The organism is Pedobacter rhodius (assembly GCF_027213645.1).
Lineage (GTDB): Bacteria > Bacteroidota > Bacteroidia > Sphingobacteriales > Sphingobacteriaceae > Pedobacter > Pedobacter rhodius.
Genome location: NZ_JAPWGL010000001.1, coordinates 131,466 through 146,858, shown reverse-complemented (window position 1 = coordinate 146,858; position 15,393 = coordinate 131,466). Strand labels below are relative to the sequence as shown.

Sequence of the window (15,393 nt, the reverse complement as noted above, 5' to 3'; positions counted from 1 at the left end):
TAAGCCCAATCAACTAAAATCTGAAAAACACGCCTAAAATAACCGTATTATTACCTGTTTATAATGGAGAACCTTATTTAAAGGTCGCTATTGAAAGCATACTTGTTCAGACTTTCAAAAATTTTGAACTTTTAATTGTTAACGATGGTTCTACAGATCAGACTGAGAAAATTGTAAAAAGTTTTAATGACAATCGAATTGTTTATATTAAAAAAGATACTAATCAAGGTATTGTCGCTTCGTTAAATGAAGGATTTAAATTGGCAAAGGGAGAATTTATTGCCAGAATGGATGCTGATGACATTTCTCTTCCTACCCGATTACAACAACAATATGATTTTCTAAAGCAAAATCCTGAAATCGCAATTCTGGGTTCTCATTTTCAAATCGTTAATGCTGCAGGTTACGGTACAGATTGCTACCTCATGCCACTAAAGCATGAAGCGCTAAAGGTAATGCTCTTTTTTGGAAGCCCATTTGCCCACCCGACTGTCATGATGCGAAAAGATGAATTTGTAAAGCATAACCTCTGGTACCGGGAAGAATTTAAGCATGTGGAAGACTATGACTTATGGAGCAGGGCTTTACTGATTTTGAAAGGTGCTAACTATGATGAAGTTTTACTTAATTACAGAATTTCAAATCAACAGATTGCAAGCAGATTCTCTAAAATTCAACAACAAACTGATGAAAAAATAAAAAAACGTCTTTTGGGAATGTTTCCTTTAACTTCTGCACAAATTGATCTGCTTTATATCTTTTTCCAAAATGGTGTTAGTTTAAATCAAGTAAATCATTTTGAGGAAATCTGTTCCATGCTGCAAAAATTATCAATCATTAATAATGAAATTAAAATTCTGAATTCAGAAGTTTTTGAACAGGAAATTGCAAAAAAAACAGATATAATTCTTAATGTTTATGCTAATGCCAAAAACAAACTTTATTTGAAATATAAACAAAGTTATTTTTTTAAATTTTCTCAACTCTCTTTTAAACAACGAGCGAAAATCTGGTTTAAACAATATACCCCTGTTTAAATGATTTACTACTCTTGCATAATTACTTGTTATAATAGGGAAAAGCTTATAAAAAGAGCAATAGATAGCATCTTGAATCAAACCGATCAACATTTTGAAATACTGGTCGTTGATGATTGCTCTACCGACAATAGTATAGCTATAATAGAACAAATTAATGATAAGAGGATAAAGTTGATCAGGCATAGCGTAAATAAAGGTCAAAATGCTGCTTTGAATACGGGAGTTGCTCATGCTAAATATGATCATCTTGGCTTTTTGGATAGTGATGACATTTGGAATCCAGAATATTTAGCAGAAATGAGCAGAATATATAAGGATAATCCACACATCAAATTTGCTTATTGCAATTTGGTAAATGGACCATTATGGACTTTAGAAGGCAATCAAAAATATGCTGAAGTACTCAATCAAGGTTTTCTATCTTCAATGATAACGATTACAGCCAAAAAAGAAGCAGTGGTTGCAGCTGGAGGTTTCGACCTTAAATATAAAATTTGTCAGGATGATGATTTTTGTTTCAGAATGGCCAAATTATTCCCCTTTAAAGTTAATCTGTTACAGATGGCCATGGTTTATGGCGATGATAATTCTATGACGGAAGATAGAATGGCTGTAGCTGAGGGTTGGGCATTTTTATTTCGAAATTACCGAAAAGATATTTTAAAATTTTGCGGCGATAACATTTATAGTAAACATATGTTGGCTGTTGCTACGCGTTTTTTTGAATGCAATAATTTTCTCACAGGAATTTATTATTACTTCATTGCAATATTTTATTTCCTTTTGCCTTCAAAAAAGACATATTCATTTTCAAAAAAAGATTTTCGGGTACAAAGCACAAACATACTTAGAATGTATTATAGAAGATTTAAAACAAGAAGTCAAAAACCAAGTAATGATTAAATATTACTAAAAACTTTCTTATCAATATTAAGTTGATTCTAAAACTGTCTAATTGTACGCTAGAAACCCTATAATGGTTGGTATTGTTACTTTGAATTCGGATACTTTCACTAATCCAACATTGTATTCAATTATTAAAGTATTAAATGAGCGGGGTATAAGGGTTATTTTATTTTGTGGTTTTCAGCAAACCCCTATTCCTTATGAGTTAAACTTAACCAGTTATGCAGATTTACCTAAAGGTTTATTTTTACCACGCAGACCAGATTATATCTTTAAATACATCTATCTTTTTTGGTCAGCTATTAAGTTTATTAAAAAAAATAAAATTAAAAATCTATTGGCCGTAGATGCTTTCGGATTGGTAATGGCAGGTAGGATTAGTACGTTCTTAAGTAATATAAAAATTCATTATTGTTCATTCGAAATATTCTTTTTAGACGAAATAAAACAACATACAAAAATATTAAAAGTAAAAAAGAAAGAGATTTTTTATAGCCGCAATTTAACATCCATTATTATACAAGATGCTGAAAGAAAAAAATTATTAGCGACAGAAAATAATATAAAACCCAGCTTCACTAATTGGTTCTATGTTCCAGTTTCTCCTATCATAATTAATAATTCAGCTGCAAAAAAATACCAAAGAAGTAATTTTGGATTAAAGGATACTGATATCGTATATGTACATTCAGGCAGTGTATCTTTATGGTCTGGCTTAGATTCCATAATAAATGCCATAGAAGAAGGATTACCAGAAAATACATTTATTTTAATACACAATAAAAATAAATTTGATAGAAATGATCCCATTCATACAAAACTCTTTGAGCTTAGGGAGAATGGAGCTAACCTTGTACTACATGATGAATTATTTGAAAATTATGGTGATTATAATTCATTTTTACAGTGTTTCAATTATGGAATCACTATTTATAGACCAGATGATGGACTATTTACTGGAAAAAATATTAGTGAAATTGGATTGGCTTCGGGAAAATTATCTACCTACATGTTAGCTGGTTTACCAACATTACTTTCTGAATGTACGACGTATAGGAACCTACTGATGCAATATAAAATTGGTGCGTTGATAACTCAAAAAAAAAGTTTATCATATCACATTAAATCACATAGCTTGAAACTGGTTAATAAAGTAGATTGCTTAGAATTTTATGAAAAAGTGTTAAACCCCAGCGAACAAATTACGCATTTTATTACCCATCTAATAAAATAACATCTTTCAAATGTCTGAATACGACCTTTCTTATATTATTTCGAGTAAAAATAGGCTTCATTTTTTAAAAATTACACTTAATCACTTAATCCAGAACGTACATCCAAACGAGGAAATCGTTGTTATTGATGGAAATAGTTCAGATGGATCAAAAGAATATTTACAAAAATTGTTTAAAGAAAATAAGATACACCAATACATATCTGAAACTGATGAAAATCAAGCCCATGGATGGAATAAAGCAATGCTTTTGGCAAGGGGGGTACTAATTAAGAAAATCATCGATGATGATGTTTTTGAATATAATGCGATAAGAAGATGTGCTGATTTTATGTTTCAGAATCCTGATTATGACTTATGTATATCTAATTCATTAACTGCTGATTTAAACAATCCGATAACTCTAAATAAAAACACAAGATTGAACGAGTTTATTCAATGGAGAAAAGGCGTTACAAAAAGTTTTAGTTTTAGTGATGTTTATCTCCTTATAAGGCGTAGTTCCCTGTCAAAAATTGGACTCTTTAACACGCAATTCGTAATGATGGACTGGGAATTTTCATTGAGAGCCAGTTATCTGCAATGTAAAATAGCATATTACACTGGCTATACAGTTATGGGCGTAAACACACCGGGTAATATTACATCTAAAGTATCGAAAGAGACTTTAAAAAGAGAAGGGAAAATTGGAAGTCTGGCTTACGAATATAAGGGAGACAGCAGTAACATTTCCATTTACAGTAAATTAAAAATCAAAATTGGTAAGATTTTTTACAAAAAAAATCAAAGTCAAAAAAATCAATTCATAAATTTTTCTGAGGTTTATCCTACCCTTTACAGAACTTTAGAAGAAACAGAACTTCAGTCTGATAAGAATTTCATTGTTGATGTATAATAAAGCGCAATATTTACATAAAGATTCTAATTACTATCAGCACGAAAGGCATGAGATGATTAAATACATTCCTACAAATGCTAAAAACATTTTAGAAATAGGTTGTGGAGATGGATCTTTTGGCGCAATGATTAAAGAAAATATTCAATGCAGATACTGGGGAATTGAACCTGATTCGAGATTTATTAATTCAGCTAAGGAACATTTAGACTTTTTTGATAATGCGGTTTTTACTACTGATTACGATTTGCCGCTGCAACATTTTGATTGTATTGTTTTTAATGACGTATTAGAACACTTCGTAGAACCAGAAAAAATATTATTGTATGTAAAATCTTTTTTAAAAGATAACGGAGTAATAGTTAGTTCAATTCCAAATCTCAGACATGCTCCTTATTTATACCGGCTATTTTATTTGGGTGAATTTGAATACCAAGATGCAGGAATAATGGATCGTACACATTTAAGGTTTTTCACAAAAAAAAGTATTATTTCTCTATATAAAAATGCAGGATATAAAATTATTTTGCACGAGGGAATCAATAAATCGATCTCAGAAAAATTTTCTTTAGCCCTCAGATTTTTAAAAATCTTTACAAATAAATTTGAAGATACTGAATATCAACAATTTGCTACAGTTGTAAAAATACAATGATTAATATTGATATAATCATTCTAAGCTATACGAAAAACGAGAAACTGAAACAGTTTACAGAGCAAACAATAAATACACTATTAAGGTCCGAAGATCCAGAGCAAATTAAATTCAATATTTTGGTAATTGAATCAAATAGAGAAATTGAACCTTTTCAATATAAAAACACAAGCACATTATACCCAAAAGAAAAATTTGGATTTCATAAATTTCTGAATATAGGCGCAAAATTTAGCACCAGTAATCTTATTTGTTTTTGCAATAATGATTTAATTTTTCACGAAGGTTGGGCAACATCACTTATTAATGCGATGAATAAAGATCCTGAACTGGTCTGCTTGTGCCCCTACTGTCCAGTATTTCACGGTGACCAGCCATATAATTTTGAAGAAATTAATTATGGTTTTATAAATGGAATAAATTTTACAGGTTGGTGTTTTTTGATTAAAAAATCTATCATTAATATAACGGGACAGTTTGACGAACGATTTAAATTCTGGTATGCCGATGATGATTACCGGCTAACTTTAAAATACAATCAACTCAAAAATGCAATGGTAAAATCCGCTAAGGTAACTCATTTAGGTAGCAAAACTTTATCATCAGAAAAAATCTCTGCGAACAACAATTTGGTACTGGAAGGTTTTGCTTATTATAAATACAAGTGGATCCATCATAACTTTGGTTTATACTTATACGATAAGTTAAAATATTGGCTTAAAGAAAGATACCTGAATTTTAGTAAAAAAAAAGCAGCTTAAATTTTGCTTTCAGTTATAATTTGCTCTAAAAATAAAAATCAATTACTTAGTGTTTCAGAAAATATCGAGAAAACAATCGGTATAGAATATGAAATAATTAAAATTGATAATACTAACAACAATTTTGGCATTTGTAAAGCGTATAATATTGGTGCTGCTCTAAGTAAATATTCGCTACTCTGCTTTGTTCACGAAGATGTTCATTTTCATACTTATGATTGGGGTAAAGTTATCCTCAATTTTTTCGAACAAAATAAGGGAGCTGGTATACTCGGGGTAGCTGGTTCCAAATATAAATCTGTTGTACCAAGCATCTGGGCGCAAGGGCTTTTCAACACGGATTCCTTAAACATTTTACAACATTATTATCAAAAAGTTGTTAACATCAAAACGACAATTAAATTTGACGAAGTAAAAACATTAGATGGTATTTTTTTATGTTGTCCAAAAATTATTTGGAACAAAAATAAATTTGATGAAATTAACTTCGATAAATTCCACTTTTACGATTTGGATTTTTGTACTCAGGTAGGTCAGCACAATAAGATTTACGTCACAGGAGAAATTCTTATTGAACATTTTTCTTCGGGAAACTTGAATAATGACTGGGTAAAATACGCCATTAAATATACTAAAAAATGGTTACATATACTGCCATTAGGTAATCTATCGCGAAACCAACAAAGGTCAATAGAGTGGAGAAACAGAAAAATACTTTTTTTTAGAATGAATATTCTGAGGTACCCGGTAATTGATATACTTAAAGTATTTTTTAGCTGGAATTTTGTCTCGAATTCCTCATTTTATAATATTTTTGGTTTTTTTATAAGGCTATTTCTAACAAAATTAAGAATTATAAAAACAGACAAATTTTATTGAAAAAACAGGTTAAAATCAAATGTCAAAATGGGATTTCTTTTACCAATGCGGTAAGAGAAATATTTCCTCTGCTGGCAAACAGGTATCATTTTATCGAAGATGAACATAAGCCAGATTATATATTGTTTGGCCCTTATGGCAACGATGTTCCAAAACCAGGCGATTATGTCCGTATAGGATATTATTGTGAAAATATAAAACCGGATTTGTCATTGTGTGAATGGGCCTTTGGCGTTCCACGAGAAGAAGAGGTTAATAATTACCATTATAAAAGAATTCAATGGCATGGCTTAGACCCAACATTATTAGTTAAGAATAAAGATGTTGCAACAAATGAACCCAAGAACGAAAAAAGAAAATTTTGTAACTTTTTTTATTCCAATAAGGTAGATTACAGAGAAGAGTTTTTCAGGCAGTTATCGAAATATAAAAATATAGATTCGCCAGGAAATTCCATGAACAACATGTCATCAATTGATAATCTTTACGAAGGAACTACCTGGGAAAGAAAAAGATTTTTTCTGGAGCATTATAAATTTACGATTGCTTTTGAAAACTACATTTACGCTGGTTACCAGACTGAAAAATTATACGATGCTATGCTTGCAAAAAGTTTACCTATTTATCTTGGAGACCCTTTTGTAACTGAGTTATTTAATACCAAAAGTTTTATAAACGCTTCTGATTATATAAATTTAAAATCAAACTGGCTTATTAATTTTCTGGAAAAATGTTCTCAGCAAGATTTTTATGATATCCGGCCTGCATTTATTAATGCTCCATATTATAGAATAAAAAGAAAATTAAAAAGTTGGGGAAGAAAATTTAAAATGCAACTTCAATTAGATAATCTAAATTTTTCGAAATTAATAGAACGGATTATAGAAATTGATTGTAATGATGAATTGTACGATCAATATATCAGGGAGCCCTGGTTAAAAGATAATAAAATACCTGAAGATACATTTAATATCAACCGCTGGATAGAAATTTTTGAAAATAAAAAATAAAGATTGACGCCGCTAGTATCTGTAATAATGCCCGTTTATAATTCCAACCGTTTCTTGGGCGAAAGTATTCAATCGGTACTCCAACAATCCTATAAAAATATCGAGCTTATAATTGTGGATGACGGCTCCACAGATGGATCTCTTCAAACTGCAAAACAGTTTGAAAAATTTGGTGTAAAAATTTTCTCTCAAAAAAATAGAGGCGCAGCATCTGCAAGAAATAAAGGTTTAAGCTTAGCTACCGGAAGTTTTATACAGTACCTGGATGCTGATGACCTTTTAGAAACTAATAAAATTACTATACAAATGCAGGTTTTGAAAAATGACACGAAATCAATTGCATTTGGAGATTGTATAAATTTTAAAGAACAAATTTATTCTGAAAATACCATATTAAATAGCCATTATTGCCGTGATATCAAAACAACGGAAAAGCCTGATGATTTTATTATAAAAATGAACGGCGGAATTTCCGATTTACCTACCGGAATGGTTGAAATTCATTCCTGGCTATGCCCTAAAAATATAATTGAAGAGGCAGGGCCATGGAATGAGAAACTTACTGTTGATGATGATGGGGAATTTTTTCTAAGGGTTATCTTAAACTCAAGACGCATACATTACCTTCCAAAAAGTTTAACATATTACAGAAAATATAATGATAATTCTTCTTTGTCAAATAATACTGGTAAAAAAAATTTAACAGCAAGTATCGACAGTCTCAAATCCAAAGCAGATATTTTATTAAGAAGTAAATCTGCGTTTGTTTATAAAAAAATCATGTCAGATTATTTCTGGCAATTAGCTATTCGATGCTACCCCGATGAATATGATTTGTATGAAATATGTGCAAAAAAAGCAATAAAGATTTTAGGTAGAAAAAAGTTACCTAAATTCTATATTGGCAATAAATTTATTGACTTTTTAGCAAACACTTTGAGTTGGAAATTAGCAAGGAGATTGCAATATATCAAACAAAAAATAACCTGAGATGATTTCTATAGTTAGTTCTACAATCGTTCCATTCTACATCACTGAGAAACAAAGTAAAAATCTTATCAGCAACGAATCAAGACTTGCTGACACCATAAAGACTGTCAAATCTTTGGAAAGTAAAAACTTCGATTCCATTTATGTTTTCGATAATTCCACACCAAGATTAAACAAAGAAATAATTGATTTGCTTTACCCTGCAATTGCAACTTCTTTCGATGTATTACCTTACAAAAATAAAGGCTTGTCAGAAATATATCTTCTGTTATTAGGATTAAGGAATCTTCCGGAGGATAAACCCATATTGAAAATATCAGGGCGGTACATACTTAATGAAAGTTGGGATTTTGAAGCGTTAGCGGCTTATGATTTCGCTGGAAAATTCGATTTGAAAACAACAATTTCAACACGATGTTATTATGTTAAAAACAAGAAAATTCTGGAAATGATTTTGTTAAAAGCCATCGATTATATTTACGGATATCACTTTAAAATTGTGGGCCCAACAAGTTTTTTCAGAATAATTGAAAACCTACTAAGCGGAAATGCAAATATTAATTTTCATAAATCATCGGTATCTATTGAGCGGGGCATGGGAGAAAGTATCCGTGCACTTCAATTGAAAACAAAAGAGTTAAAGTTATTAAATATTTCAGGCATCAGTGGTAATCCTGCCGATAATAAAATAGAAATAAATGAATAAACTTTATGTTTATTATGAAGAATTAGAAACTGACAGATGGTTTAAATACGATCGTTTTCCCAGATTCTTAATTAGGCGGATAATTCGTGGGCCAAAACAAATTAGCGGTGTAGAAAGATGGTTTGTTAATTTTTTATCCGGCCTACAAGAAATTAATCAAGAATATGAAGTTAATAATTTCAAAATATTAAAGGAAAATGCAAATATAATTGCTTTGGTATTCGGGAGGCCTCATGTTATTGAAAAACTCCCAAGTCATACAAAAATTATTTACGGACCTGGCCTTCCATCTCACCCATCAGAAAACTCATTTTGGGATATTCAAAATCTTGTCCATCTAATAGCGCCATGCAAATGGATGGAAGAAATGTTTAATCATGATTTACCAATTAAAATACCGATAAGCATATGGCCTAGTGGAATAGAAACTGACAAATGGAAGCCTAACAATTACAAAATCAACAAGGCAACGATTTTAGTTTACGATAAAATACGCTGGAAACGAGACGAATTTGTACCAGCGCTGTTAGAGCCGGTTTTAAATGAACTTGCTGCAAGATCAATTAACGTTGAATATGTTAAATATGGCAAATACAAAGAAGCGGATTATATGAAAAAGCTGGATAAAGCAAGTGCAATGATTTTTTTGTGCGAACACGAAACTCAGGGTTTCGCTTACTTGCAAGCCCTATCCATGAATATACCCATTTTAGCATGGGATAGACAAGGTTATTGGCAAGATCCAAAGTTTTTCCCGAAAACCGTACAATTCAAAGATGTAACTTCAGTTCCTTATTGGTCTAAATCATGTGGCGATAAATTTAAAGACATTGATGAATTCAATTTTAAAATTAATGATTTTTTAAATAAAGTTGAAGAAAAAAAATTTCAACCAAGAACATACATTCTAAATAATTTGACGCTCAAAAAACAAGCAAGAGATTACATTGACATCGTCAATAAAATAACAGAATCTAAATCGTAAAATGAAGATTCTACTAATAATGGATCCTGGCATACCTGTTCCACCACTAACCTATGGCGGGCACGAACGTTTGGTTTATATGTTTGCAGAAGAATTTACTAAACTGGGGCATCAGGTTAGCTTATTGGCAGGTCCAAACTCTGTTGTTACAGGTAAAGTACATGCGTTTGGCTCAAATAACCTAAAGCGATCGAAATGGCAAAAAACTAAAGAACTTTTATTTGTCTGGAAATTTCTATCTGTCAATAAGAAAAATTTCGATTTGGTACATAATTTCGGCCGGTTGGCATACCTCATTCCTATACTTAATATTTCTGTAGGAAAAATAATGACTTATGGAAGGCCTGTATCAAAAAACGGCATAAGAATCATAACCTCCATGCCCTACAAAAACCTAATATTTACAGCCTGCAGTGATTATTGTGTAGGAACAGGAAATGTGGCCGGCTTATGGAAAACTGTTTATAATGCAATAGATTTTTCAAAATACCAGCTACAGGAAAAAGTGAATATTGATGCTCCGCTTATGTTTTTAGGAAGACTTGATAAAGTTAAAGGTGTTCATCATGCAATAAATATCGCGATTAAATCAGGCTCTACGTTATTCATCGGAGGCAATATCCCTGATACACAAGATAATTTAGAATACTATGAAAAAATGCTTAAACCATTTTTTGATGGAAAACAAATTATATATCTCGGGGCATTGAATGATCATGAAAAGAATAAGTATTTGGGCATGTCAAAAGCGCTTCTTTTTCCGATTGACTGGAACGAACCATTTGGAATGGTTATGCTAGAAGCCATGGCCTGCGGCACACCTGTAATTGCTTTTAATAAAGGTTCTGTAAAAGAAATAATAAGTAACGGCGAAAATGGATTTATTGTTCACAATGAAGAGGAAATGTTAAATATTTTACCAAAAATTGCAACAATAAACCGGGCATTGTGCAGAGCAACTGTAGAGAAAAAATATGACATTAAAATAGTGGCAAATGATTATCTAGCAATATTTAAGGATGATAAATAGAATAATTGGCAAATTAATTCCAAATTCACTATTAAAAAAACTAAGAATGAAACTGGGTGTTCCAAACCAAGAATCTTCATTTTTAAGATTAAAGAAATTAGGATTTAATCCGGAGAGAATAATTGATATTGGTGCATTTGAGGGCATGTGGTCGCAAGACATTCATTTAATATTCCCTAAATCACAAATTTTAATGGTTGAAGGACAAAAAAACAAAGAAAATATTCTAACACAAAAATTAAAATCAATTCCAAATTCAACCTTAAAAATCGCATTGTTAGGTGCAGAGAAGAAAAATGTAGCCTTTAACATTTATGAATCTGCCAGTTCAATTTTTGAGGAAGATAATAAAACCAATGCTAAAGTTGAGCACATAGAGTTAAACTTGCTTGACGAAGTTGCGTTTAATGCCGGATTCGAAACGGCTGATTTAATCAAACTTGATACCCAGGGATCGGAATTGGAAATATTAAAAGGCGGAGAAAAAGTTTTACAAACTGCCCAACTCGTATTGGTAGAAGTTTCATTACTACAGATATATAAGGGCGCACCATTAGTTGATGAAGTAATCAATTTCATGAAGGATAGAGGCTTTGTATTATATGACATTTGTTCGGTAATGCGCAGACCATATGATAAAGCTTTATTTCAATCAGATTTTTTATTTATTAAACAACAACATCCATTAATAGCTTCTTCCAGATGGGCATAAACTAGCATGAAGATTGTATTAATTACTTCGGGTCAGCCTTCTTTAAATCCACGTTTAGTGAAAGAAGCAGATACTTTGGTTGCAGCCGGGTATCGGGTTAAAGTTATTTATCAATACTGGAACAATTGGGGAACCGAACTTGATAGAGAATTATTAAAGACAAAAAAATGGTCATTTCAACTTATTGGAGGCTCACCAGATAAACAACGCTTACTTTATAATTTTACACGGCTACAATGGAAAATTGGCAAATTATTAGTCGAAAAATTTGGGTTCAAAAGTTGGCGCGAACTTGCCATTGGTAGATGTACAAAGCAAGTAATTAGGGCAGCAGAAAATAATATTGCCAATTTGTATATCGCTCATAATTTGGCAGCCCTGCCTGCAGCAGCATTAGCAGCTAAGAAGAATAATTCTAAGTGTGGTTTTGATGCTGAAGATTTTCATAGAAATGAGGTTACAGACAACATTTTCGACTATGATTTTAAGCTAAAAAAAAATATAGAAGATAAATACATTAAACAACTTGATTATTTATCTACAGCAAGTCCACTTATCAGCTTGGCTTATTCAGAAATATACCCTGAACAAGAGCCTGTAACAATACTAAATGCATTCCCGAAGCAATTAATAACCCGGCAAGGTAGCGTAGATGATTGCAAACTGAAGTTATTTTGGTTTTCTCAAACCATCGGCATTGGAAGAGGACTTGAGGAATTGATCGAGGCTTTGGCGTTCATCAAAGATTATATTATCGAACTGCATTTACTTGGAAATTATGATGACCAGACCAAAAAAAGTTTTGAAAAGATTTCAAGCGCTTATAGTTTTAATCCTGACTTAATTCACTATTATCATCCTATTGCTCCTCAGAAAATCTTTGCCTTTGCCAGTCAGTTTGATTTGGGTATTGCGTCAGAAATCAGTTCACCTAAAAACAGAGATATTTGTTTAACTAACAAAATTTTCACCTATATACAATCTGGTTTAGCTGTCATTGCATCGGATACAACTGCCCAAAAAAAACTATTTGAAGAATATCCTGATATGGGAATTGTCTATAAAAAAAACAATCCTGAATCTTTAGCCGCGGCCATAAAGATATATATTGAAAACAGAGAACTATTAAGAAAACACCAAAACCGGGCATATAAATATGCAACTGAAACCTTAAACTGGGAAGTTGAGCAGGAAAAATTTCTTTCTATTGTAAAATATACGCTCGAAAATTGAAAGAAAATTTTAAAGCTTTAGATGGGATTAGAGGATTGACGGCATTGTATGTGATGATCCATCATGCTCGTTTAGCACTTACACAATCCTACCAAAATGGCCTGAGTATACATCCGGAAAAATATGCATGGTACGATAAATTAATGGTTTATGCTTTTAGTTCTTTCAAATTCGGGCATGAAGCTGTTATCATATTTTTTGTGTTATCTGGTTTTGTTATTCATTTAAAACAATCTGACAAAAATTACAATTTTGAGCATTTTAACGTCTTTACCTATTTCAAAAAACGGGTAATCAGGATTTATCCAACACTAATCGTATCTTTTATACTTGTTATTATTCTGGATTATTTTGCTTGGTTATTTACACAAACAAATTTTCAGGAGATTTTTTCCAAGTATAGCTACAACAGCTTTTTCTTTAACCTATTTCTGATTCCGGATGCAACCATCTGGGGCTATAATTTCCCTGTTTGGTCATTAAAACATGAGTGGTTTTTTTACATTTTATATCCCTTCTTACTCTGGCTTGCAAAAAGGCATTATGTATTAGCGCTTCTTATCATCATCGGCTTGTACACTAGTTATGCTTTTGGCTTTAGCATCCCTTACATTGGCACTGCCGCATATACCCTGACGGTATGGAGTTTAGGCTGTGTGCTGGCCGGCATCTATAAAAATATGAATTCAATGAAATGGATTTCTTATTTATTACTTCTATGTTTTGTCTACCCGTTTATAAATAAATCAAATTCATATTACCCATTATCAGACGCTATATTCGGATTAATTGTTGTGGGAAGCTTATCCATTATTATTGCATATAAAAATAGTCCGGTTAATGGCTTCTTAAAAAAGTTCGCCTGGTTAGGCGCATTTTCTTATTCAATTTATCTTTTACATGCTCCTTTTCTAAATTTCTATCAAACGCTTATTCTAAATTACCGACAAAGCCATGCGTTACCCTACCATTTATGGTTTGTATTGCTTTCAATTATGGTTACAATACCCATAATTTATTTGATTTATTACTTTACAGAGAGAATTGCTTTAAACTACAATAGAAAAATATAGATTGAAACGCGTTCTTATCATTTCACCATACTTCCCTCCTGCCAATACTGCAGACATGCAACGCATCAGAATGAGCCTGCCTTATTTTGAAAGCTTTGGATGGGATACAGAGGTGGTAGCCGTTAATGACAGATATGTTGATACGATTAAGGACCCGCTTTTATTACAGTCTATTCCTGATAAAATTAAAATCCATCGTGTAACAGCACTTTCAAAAACGTGGACCAGCAAATTGGGTTTAGGAAGTTTGGCTTTACGCTCCATCTGGTTTTATTGGAAAAAGGTAAATAAACTTTTAAAGCATGGAAAGTTCGACTTAATCTATTTCTCGACTACAGCGTTTCCATTGTGTATATTGGGTGCCTGCTGGAAAAGGAAATTTGGCATTCCATATGTTATAGACATGCAGGACCCCTGGCATACAGAATATTATCAGAATAAACCTAAAAACGAAAGGCCGAAAAAACATTGGTTTTCTTACCGCTTAAATAAATATCTGGAGCCTATCGCCATGAAAAAGGCAGATGGACTGATTAGTGTTTCGGCAGATTATATCGAAACACTGCAAATACGCTATACAAATTTAAAGGCAAAGCCCAGTGCCGTAATTACCTTTGGTGCATTTGATGTTGATTTTCAAATCGCAAAAGAAAATGATTCAAAACTAAGTTTAGCTTTTAAAACAAAGAATGAACAAATTAATTTGGTTTATATAGGCAGAGGCGGATATGATATGAAAGCAGCTATTTACACGCTGTTTTCTACATTAAAAAAAGGTCTGCTAGAAGATCCACAGCTATTTGGTAACATCCATATGCATTTTATCGGTACCAGTTATGCTTCAAATGATAAAGGCATACCAACTGTATCTCCACTGGCTGAAAAGTTTGGACTGACGAAATATGTAACTGAATATACCAATAGAATTGGATTTTATCAAAGCTTGAAAAATCTGCAAAAGGCAGATGGGTTAATTATTATCGGATCAAACCAGGCAGCCTATACTGCTTCAAAATTATATCCATATATTTTAGCTAAAAGACCGCTACTGGCTATTTTACATCCAGACAGCAGTGCAAGCCAAATCGTTACTGCCTGTAAAGCTGGTTACCTGATTGGTATTAACGATCCTGTTGAAGCTAATTTTGAAACCATAGTTAGCTATCTCAATCTTATTAATGAAAAAAATATCCCGTGTACAGACTGGCAAGAATTTGAACCCTATACCGCATTTTATATGACAAAAAAACAAGTCGAACTATTTAACCGGCTTGTTTAAACTTT

At 31.9% G+C, this 15,393-nt stretch carries 16 protein-coding genes; all 16 read left to right on the top strand.

Annotation, left to right across the window (positions count from 1 at the left end; genetic code table 11):
* Positions 1-20 precede the first annotated feature (20 nt).
* The 16 genes from O0931_RS00700 to O0931_RS00625 all read left to right on the top strand — a co-directional run bounded on the left by O0931_RS00700 (position 21) and on the right by O0931_RS00625 (position 15,388).
* Positions 21-1,037, top strand: coding sequence for a glycosyltransferase family 2 protein (locus tag O0931_RS00700; protein ID WP_331283617.1), 1,017 nt, complete (start codon positions 21-23; stop codon positions 1,035-1,037).
* Complete coding sequence (locus O0931_RS00695; RefSeq protein ID WP_269413643.1) at positions 1,038-1,943, top strand: glycosyltransferase family 2 protein; 906 nt, start codon at positions 1,038-1,040, stop codon at positions 1,941-1,943.
* 73 nt (positions 1,944-2,016) lie between these two features.
* Entirely contained in the window at positions 2,017-3,180 is a 1,164-nt protein-coding gene (locus O0931_RS00690) for a glycosyltransferase family protein (protein ID WP_269413642.1), read from the top strand.
* A 10-nt stretch (positions 3,181-3,190) separates the two neighbouring features.
* Complete coding sequence (locus O0931_RS00685) at positions 3,191-4,075, top strand: glycosyltransferase (protein ID WP_269413641.1); 885 nt, start codon at positions 3,191-3,193, stop codon at positions 4,073-4,075.
* Positions 4,068-4,730 carry a class I SAM-dependent methyltransferase gene (locus O0931_RS00680; RefSeq protein WP_269413640.1) on the top strand — a complete coding sequence of 221 codons (663 nt, stop codon included), beginning with the start codon at positions 4,068-4,070 and terminating at the stop codon, positions 4,728-4,730. Before O0931_RS00685 ends, O0931_RS00680 begins: the two co-directional genes overlap by 8 nt.
* The gene (locus O0931_RS00675) at positions 4,727-5,491 is read left to right on the top strand and encodes a glycosyltransferase family 2 protein (protein WP_269413639.1); all 765 of its coding nucleotides are present in this window, start codon (positions 4,727-4,729) and stop codon (positions 5,489-5,491) included. Before O0931_RS00680 ends, O0931_RS00675 begins: the two co-directional genes overlap by 4 nt.
* A gap of 3 nt (positions 5,492-5,494) precedes the next feature.
* A complete protein-coding gene (locus tag O0931_RS00670; RefSeq protein WP_269413638.1) occupies positions 5,495-6,370 on the top strand; it encodes a glycosyltransferase in 876 nt (291 codons plus the stop codon).
* The gene (locus tag O0931_RS00665) at positions 6,367-7,380 is read left to right on the top strand and encodes a glycosyltransferase family 10 domain-containing protein (RefSeq protein ID WP_269413637.1); all 1,014 of its coding nucleotides are present in this window, start codon (positions 6,367-6,369) and stop codon (positions 7,378-7,380) included. Before O0931_RS00670 ends, O0931_RS00665 begins: the two co-directional genes overlap by 4 nt.
* A 3-nt stretch (positions 7,381-7,383) precedes the next feature.
* On the top strand, positions 7,384-8,370 hold the full coding sequence (locus tag O0931_RS00660; RefSeq protein WP_487362613.1) for a glycosyltransferase family 2 protein: 987 nt from the start codon (positions 7,384-7,386) through the stop codon (positions 8,368-8,370).
* A 1-nt stretch (position 8,371) separates the two neighbouring features.
* Positions 8,372-9,076 (top strand): hypothetical protein, encoded by a 705-nt coding sequence (locus O0931_RS00655; protein ID WP_269413635.1) that lies wholly within the window; start codon positions 8,372-8,374, stop codon positions 9,074-9,076.
* Positions 9,069-10,061 (top strand): hypothetical protein, encoded by a 993-nt coding sequence (locus O0931_RS00650; RefSeq protein WP_269413634.1) that lies wholly within the window; start codon positions 9,069-9,071, stop codon positions 10,059-10,061. The genes O0931_RS00655 and O0931_RS00650 overlap by 8 nt, the downstream gene beginning before the upstream one ends.
* Position 10,062: 1 nt before the next feature.
* Positions 10,063-11,091, top strand: a complete 1,029-nt coding sequence (locus tag O0931_RS00645; protein WP_269413633.1) for a glycosyltransferase — start codon at positions 10,063-10,065, stop codon at positions 11,089-11,091.
* 46 nt (positions 11,092-11,137) lie between these two features.
* On the top strand, positions 11,138-11,803 hold the full coding sequence (locus O0931_RS00640) for an FkbM family methyltransferase (protein ID WP_269413632.1): 666 nt from the start codon (positions 11,138-11,140) through the stop codon (positions 11,801-11,803).
* A 6-nt stretch (positions 11,804-11,809) separates the two neighbouring features.
* Positions 11,810-13,036, top strand: coding sequence for a glycosyltransferase family protein (locus tag O0931_RS00635; RefSeq protein ID WP_269413631.1), 1,227 nt, complete (start codon positions 11,810-11,812; stop codon positions 13,034-13,036).
* On the top strand, positions 13,033-14,109 hold the full coding sequence (locus tag O0931_RS00630; RefSeq protein ID WP_269413630.1) for an acyltransferase family protein: 1,077 nt from the start codon (positions 13,033-13,035) through the stop codon (positions 14,107-14,109). Before O0931_RS00635 ends, O0931_RS00630 begins: the two co-directional genes overlap by 4 nt.
* 1 nt (position 14,110) lies before the next feature.
* Positions 14,111-15,388 (top strand): glycosyltransferase, encoded by a 1,278-nt coding sequence (locus O0931_RS00625; protein WP_269413629.1) that lies wholly within the window; start codon positions 14,111-14,113, stop codon positions 15,386-15,388.
* Positions 15,389-15,393 lie beyond the last annotated feature (5 nt).

What these genes read in the sequence shown, in the direction of transcription:
- O0931_RS00685 (WP_269413641.1), top strand. Translation starts at nt 3,191, where the DNA reads ATGTCTGAATACGACCTTTCTTATATTATTTCGAGTAAAAATAGGCTT.
- O0931_RS00690 (WP_269413642.1), top strand. Translation starts at nt 2,017, where the DNA reads ATGGTTGGTATTGTTACTTTGAATTCGGATACTTTCACTAATCCAACA.
- O0931_RS00650 (WP_269413634.1), top strand. Translation starts at nt 9,069, where the DNA reads ATGAATAAACTTTATGTTTATTATGAAGAATTAGAAACTGACAGATGG.
- O0931_RS00695 (WP_269413643.1), top strand. Translation starts at nt 1,038, where the DNA reads ATGATTTACTACTCTTGCATAATTACTTGTTATAATAGGGAAAAGCTT.
- O0931_RS00635 (WP_269413631.1), top strand. Translation starts at nt 11,810, where the DNA reads ATGAAGATTGTATTAATTACTTCGGGTCAGCCTTCTTTAAATCCACGT.
- O0931_RS00640 (WP_269413632.1), top strand. Translation starts at nt 11,138, where the DNA reads ATGAAACTGGGTGTTCCAAACCAAGAATCTTCATTTTTAAGATTAAAG.
- O0931_RS00645 (WP_269413633.1), top strand. Translation starts at nt 10,063, where the DNA reads ATGAAGATTCTACTAATAATGGATCCTGGCATACCTGTTCCACCACTA.
- O0931_RS00680 (WP_269413640.1), top strand. Translation starts at nt 4,068, where the DNA reads ATGTATAATAAAGCGCAATATTTACATAAAGATTCTAATTACTATCAG.
- O0931_RS00675 (WP_269413639.1), top strand. Translation starts at nt 4,727, where the DNA reads ATGATTAATATTGATATAATCATTCTAAGCTATACGAAAAACGAGAAA.
- O0931_RS00655 (WP_269413635.1), top strand. Translation starts at nt 8,372, where the DNA reads ATGATTTCTATAGTTAGTTCTACAATCGTTCCATTCTACATCACTGAG.